This window comes from Lysobacter sp. CC-YZS074 (assembly GCF_056739745.1).
In genome coordinates this window covers 316730-340615 of the sequence record NZ_CP200301.1, presented here as the reverse complement: position 1 = coordinate 340615, position 23886 = coordinate 316730, and the positions used below count along the sequence as shown (strand labels likewise).

At 71.4% G+C, this 23886-nt stretch carries 22 protein-coding genes; 11 read left to right on the top strand and 11 right to left on the bottom strand.

Going from position 1 to position 23886, the window contains the following annotated elements:
* Positions 1-171: 171 nt before the first annotated feature.
* Complete coding sequence (locus U8331_RS01455; RefSeq protein WP_481131866.1) at positions 172-2871, top strand: TonB-dependent receptor; 2700 nt, start codon at positions 172-174, stop codon at positions 2869-2871.
* A 541-nt stretch (positions 2872-3412) separates the two neighbouring features.
* Complete coding sequence (locus U8331_RS01450) at positions 3413-4831, top strand: solute:sodium symporter family transporter (protein WP_481131865.1); 1419 nt, start codon at positions 3413-3415, stop codon at positions 4829-4831.
* A gap of 405 nt (positions 4832-5236) precedes the next feature.
* Here U8331_RS01450 and eda read toward each other — a convergent pair whose 3' ends face one another.
* The 6 genes from eda to U8331_RS01420 form a co-directional block, all read right to left on the bottom strand.
* A complete protein-coding gene (gene eda, locus U8331_RS01445; RefSeq protein ID WP_481131864.1) occupies positions 5237-5899 on the bottom strand; it encodes a bifunctional 4-hydroxy-2-oxoglutarate aldolase/2-dehydro-3-deoxy-phosphogluconate aldolase in 663 nt (220 codons plus the stop codon).
* 156 nt (positions 5900-6055) lie between these two features.
* Positions 6056-7027, bottom strand: a complete 972-nt coding sequence (glk, locus tag U8331_RS01440; protein WP_481131863.1) for a glucokinase — start codon at positions 7025-7027, stop codon at positions 6056-6058.
* Positions 7024-8949 carry a phosphogluconate dehydratase gene (gene edd / locus U8331_RS01435; RefSeq protein WP_481131862.1) on the bottom strand — a complete coding sequence of 642 codons (1926 nt, stop codon included), beginning with the start codon at positions 8947-8949 and terminating at the stop codon, positions 7024-7026. The genes glk and edd overlap by 4 nt, the downstream gene beginning before the upstream one ends.
* Entirely contained in the window at positions 8949-9656 is a 708-nt protein-coding gene (pgl, locus tag U8331_RS01430; protein WP_481131861.1) for a 6-phosphogluconolactonase, read from the bottom strand. The genes edd and pgl overlap by 1 nt, the downstream gene beginning before the upstream one ends.
* 7 nt (positions 9657-9663) lie before the next feature.
* A complete protein-coding gene (zwf, locus tag U8331_RS01425) occupies positions 9664-11130 on the bottom strand; it encodes a glucose-6-phosphate dehydrogenase (protein ID WP_481131860.1) in 1467 nt (488 codons plus the stop codon).
* A 577-nt stretch (positions 11131-11707) separates the two neighbouring features.
* A complete protein-coding gene (locus U8331_RS01420; RefSeq protein WP_481131859.1) occupies positions 11708-11974 on the bottom strand; it encodes a hypothetical protein in 267 nt (88 codons plus the stop codon).
* A 266-nt stretch (positions 11975-12240) separates the two neighbouring features.
* On the opposite strand from U8331_RS01420, the gene U8331_RS01415 reads away from it, so the two are divergent.
* Positions 12241-12819, top strand: coding sequence for an outer membrane beta-barrel protein (locus U8331_RS01415; protein ID WP_481131858.1), 579 nt, complete (start codon positions 12241-12243; stop codon positions 12817-12819).
* 166 nt (positions 12820-12985) lie between these two features.
* Positions 12986-13579, top strand: coding sequence for a hypothetical protein (locus tag U8331_RS01410; RefSeq protein WP_481131857.1), 594 nt, complete (start codon positions 12986-12988; stop codon positions 13577-13579).
* Between the two features lie 193 nt (positions 13580-13772).
* Here the strand turns inward: U8331_RS01410 and U8331_RS01405 are convergent, their stop codons facing one another.
* The 5 genes from U8331_RS01405 to U8331_RS01385 form a co-directional block, all read right to left on the bottom strand.
* Complete coding sequence (locus U8331_RS01405; protein WP_481131856.1) at positions 13773-14810, bottom strand: NAD(P)H-dependent glycerol-3-phosphate dehydrogenase; 1038 nt, start codon at positions 14808-14810, stop codon at positions 13773-13775.
* 10 nt (positions 14811-14820) lie between these two features.
* Complete coding sequence (gene secB / locus U8331_RS01400; RefSeq protein ID WP_481131855.1) at positions 14821-15345, bottom strand: protein-export chaperone SecB; 525 nt, start codon at positions 15343-15345, stop codon at positions 14821-14823.
* 137 nt (positions 15346-15482) lie between these two features.
* On the bottom strand, positions 15483-15920 hold the full coding sequence (locus U8331_RS01395) for a rhodanese-like domain-containing protein (RefSeq protein ID WP_481131854.1): 438 nt from the start codon (positions 15918-15920) through the stop codon (positions 15483-15485).
* Between the two features lie 60 nt (positions 15921-15980).
* Positions 15981-16397 (bottom strand): hypothetical protein, encoded by a 417-nt coding sequence (locus U8331_RS01390; protein WP_481131853.1) that lies wholly within the window; start codon positions 16395-16397, stop codon positions 15981-15983.
* A gap of 51 nt (positions 16398-16448) precedes the next feature.
* The gene (locus U8331_RS01385) at positions 16449-16925 is read right to left on the bottom strand and encodes a YiiD C-terminal domain-containing protein (protein WP_481131852.1); all 477 of its coding nucleotides are present in this window, start codon (positions 16923-16925) and stop codon (positions 16449-16451) included.
* Positions 16926-17003: 78 nt separating this feature from the next.
* Between U8331_RS01385 and U8331_RS01380 the strand changes: the two genes are divergently transcribed.
* From U8331_RS01380 to U8331_RS01350, 7 genes are all read left to right on the top strand, one after another.
* Entirely contained in the window at positions 17004-17768 is a 765-nt protein-coding gene (locus U8331_RS01380; protein WP_481131851.1) for a uroporphyrinogen-III synthase, read from the top strand.
* Positions 17769-17812: 44 nt separating this feature from the next.
* The gene (locus U8331_RS01375; protein WP_481131850.1) at positions 17813-18805 is read left to right on the top strand and encodes a uroporphyrinogen-III C-methyltransferase; all 993 of its coding nucleotides are present in this window, start codon (positions 17813-17815) and stop codon (positions 18803-18805) included.
* Positions 18802-20067 carry a heme biosynthesis HemY N-terminal domain-containing protein gene (locus tag U8331_RS01370; protein WP_481131849.1) on the top strand — a complete coding sequence of 422 codons (1266 nt, stop codon included), beginning with the start codon at positions 18802-18804 and terminating at the stop codon, positions 20065-20067. Before U8331_RS01375 ends, U8331_RS01370 begins: the two co-directional genes overlap by 4 nt.
* Before the next feature lie 51 nt (positions 20068-20118).
* Positions 20119-21402, top strand: coding sequence for an ergothioneine biosynthesis protein EgtB (egtB, locus tag U8331_RS01365; protein WP_481131848.1), 1284 nt, complete (start codon positions 20119-20121; stop codon positions 21400-21402).
* Positions 21399-22370, top strand: coding sequence for an L-histidine N(alpha)-methyltransferase (gene egtD, locus U8331_RS01360; protein ID WP_481131847.1), 972 nt, complete (start codon positions 21399-21401; stop codon positions 22368-22370). The genes egtB and egtD overlap by 4 nt, the downstream gene beginning before the upstream one ends.
* A 62-nt stretch (positions 22371-22432) precedes the next feature.
* The gene (locus U8331_RS01355; protein WP_481131846.1) at positions 22433-22651 is read left to right on the top strand and encodes a hypothetical protein; all 219 of its coding nucleotides are present in this window, start codon (positions 22433-22435) and stop codon (positions 22649-22651) included.
* 65 nt (positions 22652-22716) lie between these two features.
* Entirely contained in the window at positions 22717-23817 is a 1101-nt protein-coding gene (locus U8331_RS01350) for a DNA topoisomerase IB (RefSeq protein WP_481131845.1), read from the top strand.
* Positions 23818-23886 lie beyond the last annotated feature (69 nt).

Here is a 23886-nt window from a genome sequence, read left to right as displayed (position 1 = left end):
GCCAATGAATACGTTTGCAGCGCGATTTGTGCGGGGTATCACGCGTCTACCATCGCCCTGCGCCGGGGGACGGCCTTCGTTCCGCAGCGACGAAAGAACGGGGCCCGGGGCGCAACGAACGCCCGGTCGCGCGAGCGGCATGCGGGCACACGCATCCGAAGTGGAGGGGACATGTCCAACCTGAAACGCAACCTGCTGAGCGTGGCGCTGGCCACGGCGACGCTGATGATCGCCACCGGCGCGCAGGCGCAATCGTCTGCCCAGGACGAGCCGCAGCAGACCCCGGCCGAAGCCGCCGACGACGCCACCGAACTCGACACCGTGGTGGTCACCGGCATCCGCCGCGGCATCGAGGACGCCATCGAGGCCAAGCGCACCTCCACCTCCATCGTCGAGTCGGTCTCGGCCGAGGACATCGGCAAGTTGCCGGACATGTCGATCGCCGACTCGCTGGCGCGCCTGCCCGGCCTGACCGCGCAGCGCTTCGGCAACCGCCCGCAGGAGATCAACATCCGCGGCTTTGCCGGCGACTTCTCCACCACCCTGCTCAACGGCCGCGAGCAGGTCAGCCTGGGCAACAACCGCGGCGTCGAGTTCGACCAGTACCCGTCGGAGCTGATGAGCCAAGTGCTGGTCTACAAGACGCCGGACGCGCAGCTGGTCGGCCAGGGCCTGTCGGGCACGGTCGACCTGCGCACGGTGCGGCCGCTGTCGTTCTCCGAGCGCGTCACCGCGGTCAACCTGCGCGGCGACATGAACCGGCTGGAAGACAACGACGAGTGGGGCAGCCGCGCCAGCATTTCCTACATCGACCAGTTCGCGGACGACACCGTCGGCGTCGCGGTCGGCTATGCGCGCATGGACAACCCGACCCAGGGTCGGCAGTTCGAGTCCTGGGGCTACGCCGACGGCGTGCTCGGCGGCGCCAACCTGCACGCGATCGACGGCAGCAACCAGCGCGACGGCCTGATGGGTGTGCTGGAGTGGAAGCCCAGCGAGCAGTACCACTCCACCCTGGACGTCTTCTACTCGCAGTTCGACAAGGAAGAGAGCAAGCGCGGCCTGCAGATGGGCCTGGTGTACGGCAACGGCTCGACCCTGGTCGACGGCACCGTCAACGACAGCGGCACGATGACCGGGGCCCACTGGGAGAACGTCAAGCCGATCGTGGTGCGCAACGACTACAACAAGGCCGAGGACGAGCTGTTCGCCTTCGGCTGGAACCAGGCGCTGAAGATCACCCCGAACTGGACGGTGACCGCCGACATCGGCCACTCCTCGGCCACCCGCGAGGAGCGCCTGCTGGAGGTCTACGCCGGCCTGGCCGACGGCGGCCGCGACAGCGTCGACCTGGCGCTCAATCCCGACGGCTACTTCGATTTCAGCTTCGGCCAGCCCGGCGCCTACAGCGACCCGGACGCGCTGCGCATGTACGACCCGGGCGGCTGGGGCGGCGAGCGCGCGCAGGCCGGTTACCTGAAGGACTTCGAGGTGCGCGATGCGCTGACCTCGCTGCGCATCGACCTGAGCCGCACGTTCGACGCCGGCTTCGTCAGCGCGCTGCACTTCGGCGCCAACCTGACCGACCGCAGCAAGAGCCGCGCCTCGTCCGAGGCCACGCTGTGCATCACCGCGGCCTGCACCGAAAACGTCGAGGGCGTGATCCCGGCCGAGTACGTCACCGACACCTCGTTCGGCCACTTCGGCCTTCCGGGCGTGCTGGGGCTGGACGCGCTGGGGATGCTCAACGACGGCGTGTTCCACCTGTGGCGCAAGGACCACGCCGACATCTCCAACAAGAACTGGGAGGTCAACGAGCAGGTCTCGACCTTCTACGTGCAGGCCGACATCGACACCAACCTGGGTTCGGTCCCGCTGCGCGGCAATGTCGGCGCGCAGGTGGTCAGCGCCGACCAGGACTCGACCGGCATCGCGACCTTCGAGGGCGTCGCGCTCGGCGAGCAGGCGACCCGCGGCGCGACCAGCACCGAGGTGCTGCCGAGCCTGAACCTGTCGTTCGAGTTCCCGGCCGACCAGATGCTGCGCCTCGGCGCGGCCCGGCAGATGGCGCGCCCGCGCATGGACGACCTGCGCGCCAACGCCGGCTACGGCTTCGACGCGCAGCGCGGCATGCTGACCGGCACCGGCGGCAACCCGGAGCTGGAACCCTGGCTGGCCGACGCCTACGACGTGTCGTACGAGAAGTACTTCGGCGGCAAGGGGTACGTCAGCGCGGCGTACTTCTACAAGGATCTGAAGACCTACATCTACAGCCAGACCACCGAGTTCGACTTCCGCCAGTTGCCGCTGCCGGAGGGCACGCTGCCGCCGGGGCTGCCCGACGGCTGGTGGGTCGGTGAGTACACCCAGCCGATGAACGGCGAGGGCGGCACGCTCGACGGCTTCGAGCTGGCGCTGTCGGTGCCGCTGGACCTGGTGTGGGCGCCGCTGGAAGGCTTCGGCGTGGTCGCCAGCTACTCCGAGACCGACAGCGAGATCGAGCCGCTCGGCCCCGGCACCACCGAGCCGCTGCCGGGCCTGTCGAGTTACGTGTCCAACATCACCGCGTACTACGAGCGCTACGGTTTCTCGGCGCGCGTGGCGCACCGCAAGCGCTCGCGCTTCCTCGGCGAGGTGCAGGGCGCCGGCGGCGACCGCACCAAGGTGTACTTCGACGGCGAGTCGGTGACCGACCTGCAGCTGGGCTACACCTTCCAGAGCGGCGCGCTGCAGGACCTGTCGCTGCTGCTGCAGGTCAACAACCTGGAAAACGAGCCGTACCGCACCATCCACGACGGCCTCAGCGAGCGCCCGCACCAGTACTTCGAGTTCGGCCGCACCTATCTGCTGGGCGTGAACTACCGGTTCTGAGGCAGCGGGCTCCGGCCCGTCGTGATCCGTTCCGTCGTGGTCCGGACCACCGCGGTTCGAGTCACCGCAGTTCGACCCCGAGGACCCCCGAAGGTCGACAGCCCCCGCCGGTTCGCCGGCGGGGGCTTTTTGTTCCGCGACGTCACCGGTCGAAGGGACTCGCGGGCGCCGGGCTTCTGTAGGAGCGGCTTCAGCCGCGATCGGATGACCGGTCGCCCGCGCCGATTCCACGATCGCGGCTGAAGCCGCTCCTACACAGGCACGGACATCTCCACGGCGTTGTAGGAGCGACGTAAGTCGCGACCCACTGACATGCCGATCCGCGGCGATCAACGCGCAGGCGCGATCGCGCGAAACCGGCTGCACGTGGATCGCCGCGTCGAATGGGTTGTCAGTGGGATCGCGACTTACGTCGCTCCTACCGCCTACCGGGGGGTCGCCTGCCTGGCGAGCTGCATACGTATTCACCGCGGCGCCGGCGATGCTGCACTGCGGCCCTGCGCTAGCGTCGCGGGATCGATCGCCGAGGGGGTACCGGACCGTGGATTCGAATGCCTTGCAGGTGGCGGTGTTCATCGCCCTGACCGCGCTGGTCGCGCTGCTGACCTGGTGGCGCTGCCGCCGCGAGGTGCGCAGCGACGATGCGTCGCGCGACTACTTCCTCGCCGGCGGCACGCTGGCCTGGCCGTTTATTGCCGGCTCGCTGCTGCTGACCAACATCAGCGCCGAGCAGATCGTCGGCATGAACGGCGCGCAGATGATGCTGGTCGCGTGGTGGGAGTTCGGTGCCGCGGCGGGCCTGCTGGTGCTCGCCCACGTGCTGGTGCCGATGTACTACAAGCACCGCTGCACCACGACCACCGAGCTGCTGGAGAAGCGCCTCGGCGACCCGGCGTTGCGGCGCGTGGTGTCGGTACTGTTCCTGGCCGGCTACATGTTCATCCTGCTGCCGGTGGTGCTGTACACCGGCGCGGTGTTCATGAAATCGATGTTCGGGCTGGAGTGGTCGATCCTGGCGATCGCTGCGCTGTTCGCCGCCGGCGGGCTGGCCTACGCGGCGTTCGGCGGACTGCGCGCGATCGCCATCTCCGACACGTGGAACGGCATCGGACTGCTGGTGATGGGCGTGGCGGTGACGCTGTTCGCGCTGGCCGCGGTCGACTGGGATCTGTCGGGCATCCCGGCCGAGCGCTGGACGCTGGTCGGCGGCGACGACTCCGACATCCCTTGGCACACGCTGCTGACGGGCATGGTGTTCATCCACATCTTCTACTGGGGCACCAACATGGTGATCGCCCAGCGCGCGCTGGCAGCGAAGTCGGTGCGCGAGGCGCAGAAGGGCATCTACGCGGCGGCGGCGTTCAAGCTGGTGACGCCGCTGGTGGTGATCCTGCCGGGGGTGATCGCCTACAAGTTGTACGGCGATGTCGGCGACGTGGCGTACGGACGGCTGGTCGGCGACGTGCTGCCGGGTTGGCTGTCGGGCGCGTTCGCGGCGGTGATCGCCGGGGCGGTGCTGTCGAGCTTCAACTCCTGCCTCAACTCGGCCTCGGCGCTGTACACCTGCGACATCCATCTGGCGAAGGTGAACCCGGATGCGGATGCACGCCGGATCGGGCAACGGGTAGCGGTGGTGTTCGCGCTGACGTCGCTGGCGATGGTGCCGCTGTACCAGCACTCGGAAAGCATCATCGCGACGCTGCAGCAGCTCAACGGGCTGTATTCGATGCCGGTGCTGGCGGCGTTCGTGGTGGCGGTGCTGTTCCGGCGGATGGACTCGCGCGCGGTACGTGCGGGGCTGGTGTTCGGGGCGGCGTTGTATGCGGTGTTCACCTTCGCGTGGACGCCGCTGCACTACATCCATCTGATGTTCATCACGCTGGTGGCGACGGTGGCCCTGACCTGGGTGCTGGGGCGGGTGCTGGACGGGCGCGGCGTGGCGGTGCCTGGCGAGGCCTGATCCCTCGCACCTTCCGCTATTGCACGCTCTTGTAGGAGCGGCTTCAGCCGCGATCGTGGAGTCGGCGCGCGCGACCAATCATCCGATCGCGGCTGAAGCCGCTCCTACAAATGCCCGTCCACCTCGCGGATGCGCGATCCATGGCACGGACGCCCGTCCATGACGCGGGATGTCCGTCCGTGGCGCGGAATGCCCGTCCATCGCGCGGATGTAGGAGCGACGTGAGTCGCGACCCACTGACCCGCGGCTGCGCGTCGGTAAACGCGACCCGCGATCGCGCGAACGGGAAGCCGCGTTGAACGCGGCGACCTCGGCGGGTCAGTGGGTCGCGACTTACCTTCTACAGAACCTCTCCGGGCGAATCGGGGATCACGATGCTCCGGCAATGTTGGTGACGCGCTGGGCCTACGGACGCCCTGCTCCGCACCCGCATGCCAGTCCGGTGATTCGCGCCCAGTCGCGTGTTTCGATCGCGTTCTTCGGCACCATCCACGACCCGCCTACGGTGATGACGTTCGGCAGTGCGCGGTAACGCGGGGCGGAGGTGGCGTCGATGCCGCCGGTCGGGCAGAAGCGGGCTTGGGGGAAGGGGCCGGCAAAGGCTTTCAGTGCGGCGACGCCGCCGGCGGCTTCGGCGGGGAAGAACTTGAAGCGGCGGTAGCCGTGGTCGAGGCCGCGCATGAGTTCGCTGGCGGTCGCGATCGCGGGCAGCCAGGGCAGGCGGTGGGCGGCGGCCGCGGTATAGAGAGCGTCGGTGGCGCCGGGCGAGATCGCGAAGGCGGCGCCGGCGTCGGCGACGGCGTCGAGGTCGGCGGGGGTCAGGACGGTGCCGGCGCCGACGATCGCGCCGTCGACTTCGGCGGCGATGCGGGTGATGGCCGCCAGCGCGGCGTCGGTGCGCAGGGTGACTTCGAGCACCGGCAGGCCGCCGTCGACCAGTGCGCGGGCCAACGGCACGGCGTCGTCGAGATGTTCGATCGCGAGCACCGGCAGGACCGGGGCGCGGGCGAAGATGGCGTCGATGGCGTCGATGGCGGCGGTGCGGGTGGTGTGGTCGATGTGGGTCATGGGGTGCCGTGCGCCGGAGTGGTCCGCGTTGGATGGGCTGTTGTAGGAGCGGCTTCAGCCGCGATCGTGGGACCGGCGCAGGCGGACGCTTGCCCGATCGCGGCTGAAGCCGCTCCTACAACGGCCCGGCCATTCGTAGGCGAGCGACTCGCGGCATCATGCCCGCAGCGCGACGGCGGCGCCGAGCAGGCCGGGGTTGGGGTGGGTGGCGACCTGCACGGAGACCTGTTCGAGGTAGGCGGCGAAGCGGCCCTTGGCGAGGAAGCGTTCGCGGAAGGCGCTGCTGCGCAGGAACGGGATGAAGCGCGGGACGATGCCGCCGGCGATCATCACCGTGCGTGCGCCGTGCACGAGAGCGACATCGCCGGCAACGCTGCCGAGGATCGCGCAGAAGCGGGCCAGTGCGCGGCGGGCGACGACGTCGTGGCCGTCGAGTGCAGCGGCGACGACGTCGGCCGGGTCGCGCAGCTGCGGCGCCTGGTCGCCCCCGGCATCGAGCCCGCGCAGCACCGCGTCGATGCAGGCCAGGCCGCTGCCGGACAGCACGCGTTCGTAGGAGGTGCGGCCGTGGCGGGCATTCATCCAGCGCACGATCGCCTGCTCTTCGTCACCGAGCGGGGCGAACGCGACGTGGCCACCCTCGGTCTCGACCACGCGCCAGTCGCCGTCGCTCCCGACCAGCAGGCCGACGCCGAAGCCGGTGCCCGGGCCGAGCACGCTGACCGGGCCGCGCAGGGTGTCGCCGGCCGGGCCGTACAGGGCGATACGGTCGTCCGGGCCGAGCGCGGGCACGGCCCAGCCGACCGCGCCGAAGTCGTTGATCAGGCGCAGCTCGTCGAGGCCGAGCGCCGCCTGCAATTCGGCGCGGCTGAACGACCAGGCGCGATTGGTCAGGCGGATCTCGTCACCGGTGATCGGGCATGCCAGGGCGATTGCGGCGCGGCGCGGGCGTGCGTCGACCAGCGACAGGTAGTGCTCGGCGGCGTGCTGCAGGCTGGCGAAGCCGGCGTTCTCGAGCGACTGCGGGTGCAGCAGCTCCGGAACCGCCGCGGCCGGGTCGACCAGCGCGAAACGCGCGTTGGTGCCGCCGATGTCGGCGATCAGTTCGAGCCGGTCGTCGTGGCTCATGCGTCGACCTCCGCGCCCGGCAACGGCTGGATGCCGACGGCGCCGCTGCCGGGATCGGCGGCACCGATGCCGGCCGGTGCAGCCGACGCGGCACGGTCGTCGCGCGGGTCGCCGAACAGGCTGCACGCGCCCTGCTCGGCGGTGCCGGCATTGGCGCGCATCAGGCCGAACAGTTCGCGGCCCATGCCGGCATGGCTCGCCGGGTCGACGGCGAAGGCCGATTCGCGCGCACGCCACTGCGCCGGCTCGACCTGCGCGTCCAACGTGCCGGCCTCGGCATCGATGTGGACCGTGTCGCCGTCGCGCAGCCGCGCGATCGCGCCGCGGTCGACCGCTTCCGGGGTGACGTGGATCGCGGCGAGCACCTTGCCCGACGCGCCCGACATGCGGCCGTCGGTCAACAGCGCGATGCGCTGGCCGCGGTCCTGCAGCAGGCCGAGGGTCGGGGTCAGTTTGTGCAGCTCCGGCATGCCGTTGGCGCGCGGCCCCTGCCCGCGCACCACGCAGACGAAGTCGCCTTCGAGCGCGCCGGCACGGAACGCGTCGAGCACGGCGTCCTGTGAATCGAACACCCGCGCCGGCGCGGTGATCACGCGGTGCTCCGGCGCGACCGCGGAGATCTTGACGATCGCGCGGCCGAGGTTGCCGTCGAGCCGGCGCAGCCCGCCCTCGCCGTCGAACGGCATCGCCACCCCGCGCAGTACCGACGGGTCGAGCGAGGCCGCCGGCGGTTCGCGCCAGCGCAGGGCGAGGTCGTCCAGCCACGGCTCCATCGCCTGCCGTCGCAGGTCGCCGCCGTGCACGCAGGCGATGTCGGGGTGCAGCAGGCCGGCATCGATCAGCTCGCGGATCGCGAAGCCGAGACCGCCGGCCGCCTGGAAGTGGTTCACGTCGGCGCTGCCGTTGGGGTAGATCCGCGCCAGCAGCGGGGTCACCCGCGACAGCGCATCGAGGTCGTCCCAGTCGATCACGATGCCGGCCGCGCGTGCGATCGCGACCAGATGGATCGCGTGGTTGGTCGAGCCGCCGGTCGCGGCCAGGCCGACCATCGCGTTGACGATCGCCTTCTCGTCGACGGTGCGGGCGAGCGGGCGGTAGTCGTCGCCGAGCGCGGTGATGCGCAGCGCCTGTTCGGTCGCGGCGACGGTCAGCGCATCGCGCAGCGGCGTGCCCGGGTTGACGAAGGCGGTGCCCGGCATATGCAGGCCCATCACCTCCATCAGCATCTGGTTGGAGTTGGCGGTGCCGTAGAAGGTGCAGGTGCCGGCACCGTGGTAGCTGGCCGACTCGGCTTCGAGCAGTTCCTCGCGGCTCGCCTTGCCCTCGGCATGGCGCTGGCGCACGGCGGCCTTGTCCCGGTTGGACAGGCCGGTGGTCATCGGCCCGGCGGGCACGAAGATGACCGGCAGGTGGCCGAAGCTCAGCGCGCCGATCAGCAGGCCCGGCACGATCTTGTCGCACACGCCCATCAGCAGCGCGGCGTCGAACATGTCGTGGCTCAGCGCGACCGCAGTCGACAGCGCAATGGTGTCGCGCGAGAACAGCGACAGCTCCATGCCGGCGCGGCCCTGGGTGACGCCGTCGCACATCGCCGGCACGCCACCGGCGACCTGTGCGCTGCCGCCGGCGGCGCGCGCGGCGGCGCGGACCAGGCTCGGGTACTGCTCCAGCGGCTGGTGCGCCGACAGCATGTCGTTGTAGGCGGTGACGATGCCGATGTTGCCGGCGTGACCGCCACGCAGCGCCGGCTTGTCCACACCGGATGCGGCGAAACCGTGGGCGAGGTTGCCGCAGCCCAAGGCCAGCCGCGCCGGCGACCGCGCGCGTGCCGCGTCCATCCGCCGCAGGTAGTCGCCGCGGCTGGCGCGGCTGCGCTCGGCGATGCGTGCGGTGACGCGCTCGACGGTGGGATGCAGGCTCATCACGGGCTCCAATGTACGTGCACCGGTGCGGTCGCCGCGTCGAGGACCGCCGCGACCGGCAGGCGTGGGGTTGCGGCCGGAGTGAGTGCGCGCCGCAGCACCTCGCGTTTGCCGCCGGTGATCACCAGGTGCAGTGCGCGGGTGCGCAGCAGGCGCGCGGCGGTCAGGCTAATGCGCGGGTACGGTGCCTCGGGCGGCAACGGTTGCGGGTCGACCCGGCAGGCATCGAACGTCGCGCGCGGGTCGATCGCGCCGTCCAGTTGCGGCGCACCCGGGAACAGCGAGGCGACGTGGGCGTCGCCGCCCATGCCGAGCACGACCGCGTCGAACGGTTCGGGATAGCCGGCGAGCAGGTCGCGTGCGGCGCGCTCGGAGCGGTCCGGGTCGCCGTCGGCAACGGTCAGGCCGGCCAGCCGCACGCCGGCGGCCGCGGCGAAGACCTCGGTCAGCGCGCGCAGGTTGCAGGCCGGGTGGTCGTGCGGCACGCAGCGTTCGTCGGTCGGCAGCAGCAGCACCTGCCCCCACGGCAGCGGCGCGGCGGCGAGCCGGCGGTACAGCGGCAGCGGCGTGTGGCCGCCGGCCAGCGCCAGCATCGCCCGGCCACGGTGCGCGATCGCACCGTCGCAGCTGCGCCGCAGCTCGGCGGCGACGGCCTCGGCGAGGGCGTCGGCGCTGTCGTAACGGTGCTCGGTCGGCCTTTCACTCATGGCCGGCTCACTCGCGCCACGCGTGGCCGTGCCGCTCGGCCAGGGTGACCGCGCGCGACGGCCCCCAGGTGCCGGCCGGGTACGGCCGCGGGGTCATGCCGGTCTGGCGCCAGCCGTCGTGGATCGCGTCGATCCACTGCCACGCCGCCTCGGTTTCGTCGCGCCGTACGAACAGGGTGCCGTTGCCCTCGATCGCGTCGAGGTACAGCCGCTCGTAGGCGAGCCGGCGCCGGTGGGTGGCGAACTGCTCCTGCATGTCGAGGTCGAGCGCCACCTGCGACAACTGCAGGCCGTTGCGGTCCAAGCCCGGCGTCTTGTGCATCATCCGCAGTTCGATGCGTTCGCCCGGCTGCAGCCGGATCACCAGCGTGTTGGGCTGCAGCGGCGCGCCGCCGTGATCGAAGATCGAATGCGGCACCGCGCGGAACTGCAGGTAGATCTCGGTGCAGCGCTGCGGCATGCGCTTGCCGGTGCGCAGGTAGAACGGCACGCCCTTCCAGCGCCAGTTGTCGACCCGGGCACGGAGGGCGACGAAGGTCTCGGTGCTGCTGGCGCGGCCGAGTTCGTCAAGGTAGCCCGGCACCGCGACCCCGCCGACGGCGCCGGCGGTGTACTGGCCGGTGACGGTCTCGGTCGCCACCTCGTCCCTGCCGATCGGCCGCAGCGAGCGCAGCACCTTGATCTTCTCGTTGCGCACCGCGGTCGGCTCGAACCGCGACGGCGGCTCGATCGCGACCAGGCACAGCAGCTGCAGCAGGTGGTTCTGCAGCATGTCGCGGCTGGCGCCGGAATCGTCGTAGTAGTCCCCCCGGCCCTGGACGCCGACGGTTTCGGCGACGGTGATCTGCACCTGTTCGACGTGGCGCGCGTTCCACAGCGGCTCGAACAGCGCGTTGCCGAAACGCAGCGCGAGCAGGTTCTGCACGCCTTCCTTGCCGAGGTAGTGGTCGACCCGGAACACACGGTCCTCGTCGAACACGCGGGCGACGCCGTCGTGGATCGCGGTCGCGCTGGCAAGGTCCTGGCCGAGCGGCTTCTCCAGCATCACCCGGGTGCCGGCGCCGCCAAGCCCATTGGCGCCGAGCGCGTCGCAGACCGGCGCGTACCAGCGCGGCGCGGTGCTGAGGTGGCAGACCACGTCACCGCCGTCGCGCAGCGAAGTGATGGTGCCGCACAGTGCGCGCAGCGAGTCGGCGTCGTCGAGCGCGGCGGGGTGGTAGTGGATGCGGGCAAGCAGGGCGGCGAGCGCGGCCGGGTCACGATCGGCCGAGGACAGGTGGCGTTCGACCGCATCGGCGACCAGTGCGCGGAAGTCTTTGGTGTCGAGTTCGCTGCGGGCGGTGCCGAGGATCCGCAGTCCCGGCGGCAGCAGGCCATCGCGCTCGAGTCCGTACAGCGACGGCAGCAGCATGCGCCGGGCGAGGTCGCCGGTGGCACCGAAGATGGCCAGCAGCGAGGCGGAGGTGCCAGTCATTGCGCGATCCGGACGGGAGAAGCGCAGGTTAATCCGCGTCCGCCTCCCGCAGGGGCTGCATACGTTTGCAGCGCGCCGGTGTGCGCTGCAGGCCGCTCAGGGCGTGGCGCCGCCTCCGAACCACGCCCACAGGACTCCCGCCAGCAGCGCCGCGAGTGCACAACCGCGCGCGACCAGCTCGGCACGATCGCGCCGCAGCGGCTTGTCGGACTTCATCGACGTTCCCCTTTCCCCGTAGGCGCTATCCAACGCCAGTGCAGCGGGGATGTCTGCGACCGCAATCACAACGCGCGCGCGGGGCTGCTGCCGATCAGGGGGCAAGCCGGATATTGCGGTCGCGCCTATCGACGATCGAGCGACCGGCTCGCGCCCAAGGTCTAGTGCGTATGGCGGCCGCGGCCCGGGCCCGGGCGCGCATTGGCGGGCGGCGCGTCGTGAAGGGCCGCCGCACCGGCCGGCTGGCTGGAGGCGGCCGACACCGGCACCGCGAGCCGGGCCATCGGATCGACCCGCGGCTCCCGCCCCGGCTGCGTCGGCCGCATGCCCGACGGCACGTGCCAGCTGTGCGCCCGCGGCTTCATGACGCCACCTCGCCGAACGGCGGCTCCGGCGCGAGCACCAGCCTTGGCTGCTGGTAGCTCCACGCGGTGTAGGCGTGCTCGGCGACGTTGAGCCAGTCGACCTTCAACCGCGCGTAGTTGCGCGACCAGCAGCGCGACAGCGCCGGCTCCACCTCGGCCCACGGCCGGCTGCCGAAGTAGGCGCGCGCCTCGATGCCCATCGCGCAGGCCGCCGCCTGCGCCGCGTCCTTGAGTGCCGTGGATGTGTTGCGCGCGCTGGCCATGGTCGTACTCGCGTGTTGCCCGGGGAGTGGTGACGTTAGGCGCGGCGACATTAAGTGCCGATCAATTCAACTCGCGGGCGTGCGGCGGATGCTCCACACGACGTCGTCCGCGCGGACCCTGAACCTTCCGTGTAGTTCCTGAACTTCCGCGTACACAATTCAGTCGATGTTTGGCCGCCACGGGGATACTGCCGATGCCCGAGCCGCGGCGCGTCCCCCGATAGCGACCGCAGCCGGACCGTTCATTAGAAGAGGCCAAGACCTTTATGAAGAAGTCCCTGCTTGCCCTGACCCTGCTTGCCGCCCTCCCGTTCGCCGCCTCGGCCGCCGACGGCGTGTCCTACAACTATGTCGAAGGCGGCTACATGGCCACCGACACCGACAGCGGCGATGCCGACGGCTGGGCCATCAACGGTTCCGGTGCGATCGCCCCGAACTTCCACGTCTTCGGCGGCTACTCCGGCCAGAAGACCGACGACTTCACCGTCGGCGACCTCCGCTTCGACGGTGTCGATATCGACCAGATGCGCCTGGGCATCGGCTACAACCACGAGATCTCGCCGCGCGCCGACCTGCTGACCCGGGTCGCGTATGAGCGCTCCGAGGACGAGTTCGACAACGACCTCAACGGCTACAGCGTCGAAGCCGGCGTGCGCGGTGCGCTGACCCAGAACCTGGAGGGCTACGCGCTCGCCGGTTACGAGGACGGCAGCGACTACGACGGCGACTTCTACGGCCGCGTCGGCGCGCAGGTGAAGTTCAACCCGATGTGGGGCATCAGCGGCGACGTGAAGTTCGCCGACGGTGATACCCAGTACTTCATCGGCCCGCGCATCACGTTCTAAGCGTCACCCCCGCGTTACCGCGACAGTCTCTCTCTCCCCTGAAATCGTCGCGCCCCGCCCCGGCTCCGGCCGGGGCTTTTTTGTGAACGCGGTTTGCGTTTACGTGAATTTATCGTTAAGTTGCGCCGCCGCCGCGAGGCGGTGCAACCCCACAAGGAACCATCACATGAACAGCAAGACCGCCCTCCTGGCCGCCGTGTTGGCCGCCGCCCCGTTCGCCGCGTCCGCCGGCGGCGTCGACTACACCTATGTCGAAGCCGGCTACGTCCATCTGGATGTCGAAGACGGCAACGACGACGGCTTCCAGCTGCGCGGCTCGGTCGCCGTGGCCGAAAACGTCTACCTGCACGGCGGCTACGCCTCGATCGAAGCCGATGACTTCAACGTCGAACTCGAGGAGAGCCAGCTCGGCGTCGGCCTGCGCAGCGACCTGGGCGAGCGCGCCGACTTCATCGCCGAGCTGGGCTATGTCCGCTACGACCTGAGCGTCGACGACGTGCTCGGCGTGAGCGGTTCGGACTACATCGATGGCGGCCGCGTCAGCGTCGGCCTGCGTGGCCTGCTGGCCGATCGCGTCGAGGGCTGGGCCAAGGCCAGCTACAACGACGGCGGCGACTTCGACGGCTCGTTCTCGGCGCTGGTCGGTGCGCAGGTCAAGTTCAACCGGACCTGGGGCGTGTTCGGCGAGATCGAGAGCGGCGAGCTGCTCGAGGACATCGACACCACCAAGTACATGGTCGGCGTGCGCGCGAGCTTCTGATTCGCAAATCGCAACAGCAATGAAGAAGCCCGGCTCCGGCCGGGCTTTTTGTTGCCGCGCGGTTTTCCGCATTTGTAGGAGCGGCTTCAGCCGCGATCGGATGCTAGTTCGCTCGCACCGATTCCATGATCGCGGCTGAAGCCGCTCCTACAGCAGCGCAGACAGCCGATCAGGAATTGGCGCCAGCATGGCCTCAACCGAACAGCGCCGCCGGGTACTCGGCCTTCTGCTCGCGTGCCATGAGCTGTCGCAGGCCCTCGCCGGGGGTGATCTCGCCGTGCAGCACGGCGTAGACGGCCTCGGCGATCGGCAGTTTGACCTCGTGGCGGCGGGCCAGCCTCATGACCTCGTCGGCGGTCTGCACCGACTCGACCACCTGCCCGATCGCGGCCACCGCCTCGTCGATCGACCGTCCCTGCCCGAGCGCGAGGCCGAGCCGGCGGTTGCGCGACAGGTCGCCGGTGCAGGTCAGCACCAGGTCGCCGAGGCCGGCGAGGCCCATCAGGGTCTCGGGCTGGCCGCCGAGCGCGCGATTGAGCCGCAGCATCTCGTTGAGGCCGCGGGTGATCAGGCCGGCGCGGGCGTTGAGCCCGAGCTGCATGCCGTCGGCCACGCCGGTGGCGACCGCGAGCACGTTCTTCATCGCGCCGCCGAGTTCGGCACCGAGCATGTCGTCGCCGGTATAGGCGCGGAAGCTCGGCCCGTGCAGCACTTCGGCGACCGACTGGGCGAATGCGGCGGTGTCGGAATGGACGGTCAGCGCGGTGGGCAGGCCCAGCGCGACCTCCTTGGCGAACGACGGCCCGGTCACCACCGCCAGCGGCACGCCCGGACCGAGCACCTCGGCCGCGACCTCGTGCAGGAAACGGCCGCTGCCGGGCTCGAAGCCCTTGGTCGCCCACGCCACCCCGGCCGCGGCAGCCCGGTGCGGAGCGAGCTCGCGCAGGGTGCCGGCGAAAGCGTGCGAGGGCACTGCCACCAGCACCAGGTCGGCACCCTCGAGCGCGGCGACCAGGTCGGTGGTCGCACGCAGGGTATCGGGCAGGGTGATGCCGGGCAGGTAGCGGGCATTCTGCTGGCCCTGGTCGATCATCGCGACGCCGGCGGCGTCGCGGCCCCACAACACGGTGTGGTGGCCGTGGCGCGCAATCAGTGCCGCCAGTGCGGTGCCCCACGAGCCCGCGCCGAGCACCGCGACGCGTTGCGCGTCGCTGTTCAGGCTGACTGCCATGCAGTGCCGGTCAGGCGTTGCCGCCCGCTTCGGCGTCGTTGAGCTCGCTGGCCTGCTTGGCCGCGCGCTGGCGCAGGCCTTCGGCGTACAGCGCGTCGAAGTTGATCGGCTGAAGGAAGAACGGCGGGAAGCCGCCCGACTGCACCAGGCTGCTGATCAGCTGGCGCGCGTACGGGTACAGCACGTTCGGGCAGTGGGTGCCGAGCATCGCGTCCAACTGCGCGGCTTCGAAGCCGGCCAGGCCGAACACGCCGGCCTGCTTCACCTCGACCAGGTACATCGGCTTGTCGCCGGCGTTGCAGGTCAGGGTGATCCCGAGCACCACCTCGTAGGCGTTCTCACCCAGGCGCTGCACGCTCTGGTTGAGGTTCATCTGCAGCTGCGGCTGGGCCTGCTCGTTGAACACGGCCGGGCCGCCGGGCACTTCGAACGAGACGTCCTTGGCGTAGATCTTCTCGACCGTGAAAGCCGGGCCGGTGTTGCCGGTGGCGGCCTCGGCCGGCGCGGCGGCGCCGTTGACGTTTTCTTCGGACATCTCGTTGACTCCAGCGATAAGGCGGAAAGGATCGATTATGGCACGCGCATGCCAGCCGGCCACCGTTCAGGATCGGGTCGGTCGAGGCCGTTGCAATGGAGTGGACGGCGGACGGCATCCGCCGCCGGCGCCGGGGCTCAGCCGCGGCCCTTGACCAGCGGCAGCTCGGCCTGCTGCCAGGCCTGGATGCCGCCGTCGAGCCAGTAGACCTGCTCGAAACCGGCCTTCTTCAACCGCTTGGCGGCGCCGGCCGAGGCCTGCCCGGTGCGGCAGGTGACCACGACCGGCAGCGCCTTGGCGCCCACCAGCAGCTTGTTCTCGGGGTCGAACTGGCCGGGCTGCACCGACTTGCTGCCGGCGATGTGGCCCTTCTGGAAATCGTTGGTCGAGGACAGGTCGACCACCAGCGCGTTGTCGCGGTTGATCAGCGCGGTCAGCTCGGCCGGGCGCAGGGCCTTGTAGCCGCGGAACAGGCGCGCGATCTCGGTGAAGATGATCGCCACGGTGAGCCCGACCAGGCCCAGCGAGAGGTACGGATGGCGGCCGGCGAAGGCCAGCAGTTCGTCGAGGGTCACGGCGTCACGGCAGCGATTGCGGGGGCGGCATTGTCGCAGAAAGCGCCAGGGGTGGCCGGCTCACTCCTCCGCCCAGAGATCGGGCAGTCCGCTGGTGACCCACCAGGTCTTGCGCTCCTCGTCCCAGCGCCACCTCTCCGTATAGCCGACCATGCGCTGTTCCATGGTGTGGCGGTTGACCACGCCGATCTCGATGTTGCGCACCGCGGTGCCGGCCTCGATGTTGCGGCTGGCGCCGCGGTCGCGGTAGGAGGTGATCTGCACGTGTTCGTAGCGCTTGAGCTCCAGATCGGTCAGCGGTTCCTCCTCGCGCACCTTGGGGTCGATCAGGGTCGCCGCGCCGTCGAAGTCGCCCCAGCGGATCGCACCGGACCAGGCGTACTGGGCGGTGTCGAGGGCATCGGCGGCGGGGCTCGAGCTGGCGCAGCCGGCGACCGCCAGCACGCAGAGCAGTATCAGGGCGTTGAACAGGCGCATCGGCGCTCCGGAAAGTGGCGGAAAGGGGCGTGGCTCTTGATGGCCGCCATCCTAGCCCGGCGATGGCGCCGTGGGCCGGGCGATCGCGACGTAGCGCGCGGTGAACGCGGTGGCGATGCCGCCATCCGGCAGCGGCACCTGCGCGACCAGGTTGGCGCGGGCGCGGCCGCGCTGGCGCAGGGTCCGGATGAACTCGTCCCAGTCGCCGCCGGGACCGAGCTCCGCGCTGACCCGGATATCGTCGAACAGCGGCGCCAGGTAGCGCACCTGGCTGTCGGCCACATAGATGTCGGCTTCAAGCCCGGCGGCCTCGACCTGCAGCGACACCAGCCCCCACGACGCCAGCGTCATCATCGACGCCAGGCTGCCGCCGAACGCACAGCCCTTGTCGTTGACGTGGCGCGCCAGCGGCGCGTGCAGCGCCAGGCGGCGACCGTCGTAGCCGGCGATGCGCAGGTCCATCGCCGCCACCGGCGGCATCGACCGGTAATGCTCGAGGAGATGTTGCAGGGCTTCGCTGTGGGGCATGCGCGGGCGGAACGCGGAAGGAACAGGAGGCGCCGAGGATAGGCCATGCCTGCACGCCGCAGTGGCTATGCTGCGCCCATGTCGAACCGACCCCTTCCCGGCTGGCAGCTGATTTCGCTGCGCCCGCGCGGCCAGCACGCGCCGATGCGGCAGGCCGCGGCACGGCGTGGCGGCGGCGTGATCGCGGTGTCGCCGTGGGCGCTGCAGCCGCTGCACGACGCGCGCGCGCGGGAGGCTCTGGCCGCCGCACTGGACGCCTCGCGCGTGCTGTTCACCAGCCCCGCCGCCGTGCGCGCCGCCCATGCGCTGCAACCGCTGCGATCCCGGCCCGGACAGTCATGGTTCGCGGTGGGCAGTGGCACCGCCGCGGCGTTGCGCGCGGCCGGCGTCGACGCAGTGGCGGCGCCGCGCCGCATGGATAGCGAGGGCCTGCTGGCGCTGCCCGGGCTGCAGGCGGCCGCTGTCGAAGGTGCCCTGGTCGGCCTGGTCACCGCCCCCGGCGGCCGCGGCATGCTGGTACCGGCCCTGCGGGACCGCGGCGCACGCGTGCTCCGCGCCGATGTCTACCGTCGCGAGCCGCTGTCGCCGACGCCGCGCGCGGTGGCGGCACTGCAGGCGCTGCGCGGGCCCGCGGCGATCGCGGTATCCAGCGGCGAGGGGCTGCAGCAGGTGCACGGCAACCTTCCGCCGGACCTGGTGGCGCGGCTGCACCGGCTGCCGGTCGTGGCCGCAAGCGACCGGCTGGTCGAGCTGGCGCGCACTCTCGGTTTCGCCACGGCGGGCCGCGCCCGCAGCGCCCGCGCCGCCGACCTCGCCGAAGCCGCCGCGACCGCGCTTCGCTGACGCTCCGGTAGCATGGCAGGCCCCCTCCAGGCCGCGCCGATACCGTGATCCCGACCCCCGACGATGTATCCCCTCGGCGCCGTGCACGGACCTGGCCGTGGCTGGTCCTCCTGCTCGTGCTGGTGGTGCTGGGCGCCGCCGGGTTCTACGGCTGGCAATGGTGGCAGCAGGACCAGGCCGCGCGCGCCGCCCATGCCGACGCCGCGGTCCAGCTGGAGGCACTGGATGCGCGGGTCGACGCGCTGCGGCGCGACCAGCGCGCCCAGGCGCAGCGCCTGCAGCAGGCCGACGCGACCAATCGCGTGCTGCGCGACGAACTGCTGGGCCTGGGCGAGCGTTCGGCGATCATCGAGGACAGCTTCGCCCGCTTCGCCGATCCCGACCGCCACGGCGCCCAGGCCCTGCGCCTGGACGAGGCCGAACTGCTGCTGTCGCTCGGCCAGCAACGGCTGCTCATCGCCGGCGACCTCGACGGCGCGCGACGTGCGTATGCCCTGGCCGCCGGGGTGCTCGAAGGCGTCGACGATCCGGCCTACCTGAGCCTGCGGCAGACGCTGATGCAGGAACGCGCCGCGCTGGATGCGCTCGAGGCCGAACCGCGGGTGCAGGCGCTGGCCCGCCTGGACGCGTTCACCGCCGCGATCGACACGCCCGGCCCGCGCCCGCGCATCACCCGCGACACCGACATACCGTGGTGGCGCCGCGCCTTCGGCGCAATCGTCCAGGTCCAGCAAAGCGACCACGCCGTCGCCGTCCAGCCGGCCGACGTCGCCGCCGCCCGCGCCGGCCTGCAGCTGGAAGTCAGCCTTGCCCGTGCCGCCGCCGAGCGCCGCGACCCCGAAGGCTGGCAGGCGGCGCTGGTCCGCGCCGGCGACTGGCTGGCACGGCTGGAGTCCGACCGCGAAACACTGGCGCGCCGCCGCGCACAGCTCGACCGCATCGCCGCGATGCCGCTTTCACTCACGCTTCCGACCCTCGGCACGACACTGGCGCAACTGCGCCAGTTGCGCGCCGCGAGCGAGGAGCCCCGCCGATGAACCTATTCCGTAACCTGCTGTTGCTGATCGTGCTGGTGCTGGTCGGTGCGCTGGCCGCCCAGTTGCTGGTGCAGGATCCGGGTTACGTACTGGTGCGTTACCGCGGCACCGACTACACCACCACCCTCGCCGCCGCGGTGCTGATCGGCGTGGGCGCGCTGCTTGCGCTGTGGCTGGTGTGGAAGCTGCTGAGCCTGCCGCTGGTGGCCCTGCGCCGACGGCGCGAGCGTGCGGCGCGGGCAAAGCTCACCGACGGCCTGGATGCGCTCCACCTCGGGCACTGGACCCGCGCCGAACGCCTGCTCGATGAAGCCGCGCGCAGCCCGAACGCGGTCGACGACGGCATCGCACCGATCGCCCATGCGGGCGCGGCGCGCGCGGCCGCATCGCGGGGCGAGGACGGCGCGGCGCGCAGCCACCTCGACGCGCTCGCGACCGCCCATCCGGTCACCCGCGCGCTGGTCACCGCCGAACTCGCGCTCGCCCACGGCCGCCCGGCCGAGGCGCTCGACGCGCTCGACCGCCCCGAGCTGCAGCCGCTGCCGCCCCGCGGCTTGGCGCTGCGCGCGCAGGCGCTCGCGCTGAGCGGCCGCACCGGCGAGGCCTACGGTCTGCTCGGACCGATGCGCCAGCAGCAGGTGATGCCGCCGGCGCAGCTCGACGACATGGAAGCGCGCTGGGCGGAGGCTTCGTTGCGCCAGGCCGACGACGCCAATGTGCTGGCCGACCGCTGGGAAGCGCTGCCCAAGTCGCTGCGCACCGAGCCGGCCGCGGTCGCCGCCTATGCCGAGCGCGCCGCCGCGCTGCGCTGGGAGGATGCCGCCGCCGGCAGCATCGAGCAGGCGCTCGACACCCGCTGGGACGAAGACCTCGCCGGCCTCTATGGGCGGCTGCCGATCGGCCGCATCGATGCCCGGCGCGCGCGCGCCGAGCGCTGGCTGCAGGACCACCCCGCCAGCCCCGGCCTGCTGCTGGCCCTGGCCCGGCTGTCGCGCGCGCAGGGCCAGTGGCCGCAGTCGGAAGGCTACCTCCACCGCGCGCTCGCCCAGGGCGCCAATGCGGAAGCCTGGGAGGAACTCGGCCACGGCTTCGCCCAGGCCGGTGACGAGCCGCGTGCGCGGCTGAGCTACGCCAATGCACTGCGCGCCAGCCGCGGCGACGCGATCACCGAGCTGCCCGGCCGCGACATGCGCGAGCGGATCTACGATCAGGCGGTAGTCGAGGAGCGCGACGCCCACGGCATGCCGCGCCTGCGCGAGTAGGGCGGGCACGTCGTCATTCCGCCTTCGCCGCGGCCGGTTATGCTCGGGACGATGCCGTCATCGAGCACTGCCACCACCCCCGCGGACCGCGCCCGGCACGAGCCGCTCGCAGCCCGCTACCGCCAGGTACGGGCCCGCAGTGCGGCCATCGCCGCGCCGCTGTCGGCCGAGGACGCGATGCTGCAGTCAATGGCGGACGCCAGTCCGGCCAAGTGGCATCTGGCGCACACCACCTGGTTCTTCGAGTGCTTCGTGCTGGGGGCCGAGCCCGGCTACCGTCCGGTCGACGAGGCCTGGTACCACCTGTTCAACAGCTACTACGTCAGTGTCGGCGTCGCCCCGCCGCGGGCGCGACGGGGGCTGCTGTCACGTCCTGCACTCGAACAGGTGCTCGGCTACCGCGAAGAGATCGACGCGCGCATGGTCCGCCTGCTGGAGAACGGAGTGCCGGAGCCACTGGCGCAGCGCATCGAGCTGGGACTCAACCACGAGCAGCAGCACCAGGAGTTGCTGCTGACCGACATCAAGCACGCGTTCTGGAGCCAGCCGCTGCAGCCGGCATACCAGGAAGCCCCGGCTGACGCGGGCGGCACGGCGAGCGCGATGGCGTGGATCGCCGCCGATGAGGCCATCATCGAGGTCGGTGCGCCGGCCTGGCCCGCGGCGGCGGCGTTCGCCTACGACAACGAGTCCCCCCGCCACCGGGTACTGGTGCCGGCGCATGCACTCGCGCGGCGGCCGGCCAGCAACGGCGAGTTCCGCGCGTTCGTGGACGACGGCGGCTACCGCACCGCCGGCCTGTGGCTGAGCGACGGCTGGGACGCGGTCCGTGCGGAAGGCTGGGAACGGCCGCTGTACTGGGACGCCGGCCTGGAGCGCGAGTTCACCCTCGGCGGCTGGCGACCGCTCGACCCGCACGCGCCCGTGTGCCACCTGAGCCATTACGAGGCCGATGCGTTCGCGCGCTGGGCCGGCGCGCGGCTGCCGACCGAGTTCGAGTGGGAGCGTGCCGCGGCGCAGGCGCCGATCGCCGGCAACTTCGTCGAGTCGATGCGGCTGCACCCGGCCGCCGGCGCCGCCGGAACCGGTTTCGCGCAGCTGTTCGGCGATGTCTGGGAGTGGACCGCCAGCGCTTACGTGGCGTACCCGGGATTCCGAGAGATGCCCGGCGCACTGGGCGAGTACAACGGCAAGTTCATGAGTGGCCAGCAGGTCCTGCGCGGCGGCAGTTGCGCCAGCGCGGCCAGTCACCTGCGCGCGAGCTATCGCAACTTCTTCCCGCCCTCGGCGCGCTGGCAGTTCTCCGGCGTGCGCCTGGCCCGGGACGCCCGATGACGCCCGCGACCGAAGCCATGTCGCTGACCGACCTTCATCCCGGCCGCGACGACATCCTCGGTGACGCCCTCGCCGGGTTGTCGGCCACGCCCCGGCGGCTGCCGTCCAAATACTTCTACGACGCGCGCGGCTCGCAGCTGTTCGAGTCCATCACCCGGCAGCCGGAGTACTACCTCACCCGGGCCGAGCTGGCGCTGCTGGAGGCGTCGATGCCGTCCATCGCCGCTGCGCTGGGCGACGACGTACACGTGGTGGAGTACGGCAGCGGCAGCGGGCGCAAGACCCACCTGCTGCTCGACGGGCTGCACGATCCGGTCGCCTACACCCCGATCGAGATTTCGCGCGAGGCCCTGCTGGCCAGCGTGGAACGGCTGGCGCAGGCGTTCCCGCGGGTCGAAATGCTGCCGGTGTGCGCCGACTTCACCCGGCCGGTGCCGCTGCCCCGCCCCGGGCGCGAAGCGGCCTCCACCCTGGTGTTCTTCCCGGGCTCGACCCTGGGCAACTTCACCGACGACGAGGCGGTCCGCCTGCTGGAGTCGATGCGCACGACGATGGGGCCCCGCGGCCGGGCGCTGGTCGGCATCGACCTCGACAAGGAGCCGGCGCTGATCGAGGCCGCCTACAACGACGCCGCCGGCGTCACCGCGGAGTTCACCCTCAACCTGCTGGCGCGGCTCAACCGCGAGATCGGCAGCGACTTCGACCTGGACGGGTTCCGCCATCGCGCGGTCTATTCGACCGGACGACGCCGGATCGAGACCTGGCTGGTCAGCCAGCGGGCGCAGGAGGTCCACCTCGCCGGCCGCACGTTCGGCTTCCAGCCGGGCGAGACGATCCAGGTCGAATACAGCCACAAATACACCGACGACTCGTTCGCCGCCCTGGCCGCGGCCGCCGGGCTGCAGGTGGCGCAGTGCTGGGACGACGCCGGCCACCGCTTCGGCCTGCGCCTGCTGCGGCCCGCCTGACGGCACGCGCCGGCTGCAGCTGGCGGAGGCATACTCGGGCCACACTCCATCGAGGACCCGCCATGCGCCTGCTTTCGATCGCCCTGCTCACCCTGGCTGCGGCCGGCTGCGGCAGTGTGGAGTACCGCGACACCAACGCCGCCGTGGACGCCCGCCCCGAGTGCGCCGGCGCACAATCGCGCCCCGGCGAGGGCGTGGCCGCGTGGTGCGACCGGAGCCAGGAAGCGGTGTGGTCGAGCGGGTCGGAGTCGGCCGAGATCCGCTTCGGCGGCGACGACTGAGTCCGCCCTGTCGGATTCCCGACCCATTGCCGCCACGTTGACGGCCGCGGCCGTATCCATGGTGCATGTCGACCCCCACCCCCGGCGCCGCCGCCAGTGAACTGGCGGCCCGCGCCGCCGCCGATGCCGGCCTGCGGCACGTCTGTGACGACGAGCCCGGCATCGCCCGCCGCCGCGCCGGTCCGCACTTCAGCTATATCGACCCCAACGGCGCGCCCGTCGACGACGAGGCGGTGCTGCAGCGCATCCGCTCGCTGGCCATCCCGCCGGCATGGACCGAGGTCTGGATCTGCCGCACCCGCAACGGCCACCTGCAGGCCACCGGCCGCGACGCGCGTGGGCGCAAGCAGTACCGCTACCACCCGGACTGGCAGCAGGTCCGCGGCGACGGCAAGTTCGACCGCATCATCGCGTTCGGCCAGGCCCTGCCGCGGCTGCGCCGGCGCCTGCGGCGCGACCTGCGGCAGCCCGGCTTCCCCCGCGACAAGGTGCTGGCGATCGTGGTGGCGCTGCTGGCCGACACCCTGGCCCGGATCGGCAACGACGCCTACGCGCGCAGCAACCGGTCGTTCGGCCTCACCACGCTGCGCAACCGCCACATCGCCTTCCTGCGGGGCGGCCGGGCGCGGCTGAAGTTCCGCGGCAAGGCCGGCGCCGAGCACGAGATCGAGCTCGACGACGCGCGCCTGGCGCGGCTGGTGCGCCGTTGCCGGCAATTGCCGGGGCAGGCGCTGTTCCAGTACCGCGACGACGACGGCACCCTGCAACCGGTCGATTCCGGCGAGGTCAACGAGTACCTGCGCGAGGCGATGGGCGAGGCGTTCAGCGCCAAGGACTTCCGCACCTGGGGCGGCACCCTCGCGGCCTTCCGCGAATTGGCCGCGACGCCGGTGCCGCAAGGCCGCGACGGCGGCGAACCGAGCGAACGCGCCCTTACCGCCGCCCGCAACCAGGTCATCCAGGCCGTCGCGCGACGGCTCGGCAACACCCCGGCGGTGTGCCGCAAGGCCTACGTCGACCCGGTGGTGTTCGACGGCTGGCGCGACGGCCGGCTGCAGCGCGCGGCCAATGGCGCGCGCGGGGCGCGGCAATGGGAAGCGGCCGCGCTGAAGTACCTGCGCGCGGCGCATCGGCGTGGTGGTCGCCGGAACGGCAGGCGGCGCTGACCGTTGCATCCGGTGTACGCGGATGCGGCCGGCGACAGTTGATAAAAATCAATCACTTGCAAATAACAT

What these genes read in the sequence shown, in the direction of transcription:
- U8331_RS01455 (WP_481131866.1), top strand. Translation starts at nt 172, where the DNA reads ATGTCCAACCTGAAACGCAACCTGCTGAGCGTGGCGCTGGCCACGGCG.
- eda (WP_481131864.1), bottom strand. Translation starts at nt 5,899, where the DNA reads ATGACCCACATCGACCACACCACCCGCACCGCCGCCATCGACGCCATC.
- glk (WP_481131863.1), bottom strand. Translation starts at nt 7,027, where the DNA reads ATGAGCCACGACGACCGGCTCGAACTGATCGCCGACATCGGCGGCACC.
- edd (WP_481131862.1), bottom strand. Translation starts at nt 8,949, where the DNA reads ATGAGCCTGCATCCCACCGTCGAGCGCGTCACCGCACGCATCGCCGAG.
- pgl (WP_481131861.1), bottom strand. Translation starts at nt 9,656, where the DNA reads ATGAGTGAAAGGCCGACCGAGCACCGTTACGACAGCGCCGACGCCCTC.
- zwf (WP_481131860.1), bottom strand. Translation starts at nt 11,130, where the DNA reads ATGACTGGCACCTCCGCCTCGCTGCTGGCCATCTTCGGTGCCACCGGC.
- U8331_RS01420 (WP_481131859.1), bottom strand. Translation starts at nt 11,974, where the DNA reads ATGGCCAGCGCGCGCAACACATCCACGGCACTCAAGGACGCGGCGCAG.
- U8331_RS01415 (WP_481131858.1), top strand. Translation starts at nt 12,241, where the DNA reads ATGAAGAAGTCCCTGCTTGCCCTGACCCTGCTTGCCGCCCTCCCGTTC.
- U8331_RS01410 (WP_481131857.1), top strand. Translation starts at nt 12,986, where the DNA reads ATGAACAGCAAGACCGCCCTCCTGGCCGCCGTGTTGGCCGCCGCCCCG.
- U8331_RS01405 (WP_481131856.1), bottom strand. Translation starts at nt 14,810, where the DNA reads ATGGCAGTCAGCCTGAACAGCGACGCGCAACGCGTCGCGGTGCTCGGC.
- secB (WP_481131855.1), bottom strand. Translation starts at nt 15,345, where the DNA reads ATGTCCGAAGAAAACGTCAACGGCGCCGCCGCGCCGGCCGAGGCCGCC.
- U8331_RS01390 (WP_481131853.1), bottom strand. Translation starts at nt 16,397, where the DNA reads ATGCGCCTGTTCAACGCCCTGATACTGCTCTGCGTGCTGGCGGTCGCC.
- U8331_RS01385 (WP_481131852.1), bottom strand. Translation starts at nt 16,925, where the DNA reads ATGCCCCACAGCGAAGCCCTGCAACATCTCCTCGAGCATTACCGGTCG.
- U8331_RS01380 (WP_481131851.1), top strand. Translation starts at nt 17,004, where the DNA reads ATGTCGAACCGACCCCTTCCCGGCTGGCAGCTGATTTCGCTGCGCCCG.
- U8331_RS01370 (WP_481131849.1), top strand. Translation starts at nt 18,802, where the DNA reads ATGAACCTATTCCGTAACCTGCTGTTGCTGATCGTGCTGGTGCTGGTC.
- egtB (WP_481131848.1), top strand. Translation starts at nt 20,119, where the DNA reads ATGCCGTCATCGAGCACTGCCACCACCCCCGCGGACCGCGCCCGGCAC.
- egtD (WP_481131847.1), top strand. Translation starts at nt 21,399, where the DNA reads ATGACGCCCGCGACCGAAGCCATGTCGCTGACCGACCTTCATCCCGGC.
- U8331_RS01355 (WP_481131846.1), top strand. Translation starts at nt 22,433, where the DNA reads ATGCGCCTGCTTTCGATCGCCCTGCTCACCCTGGCTGCGGCCGGCTGC.
- U8331_RS01350 (WP_481131845.1), top strand. Translation starts at nt 22,717, where the DNA reads ATGTCGACCCCCACCCCCGGCGCCGCCGCCAGTGAACTGGCGGCCCGC.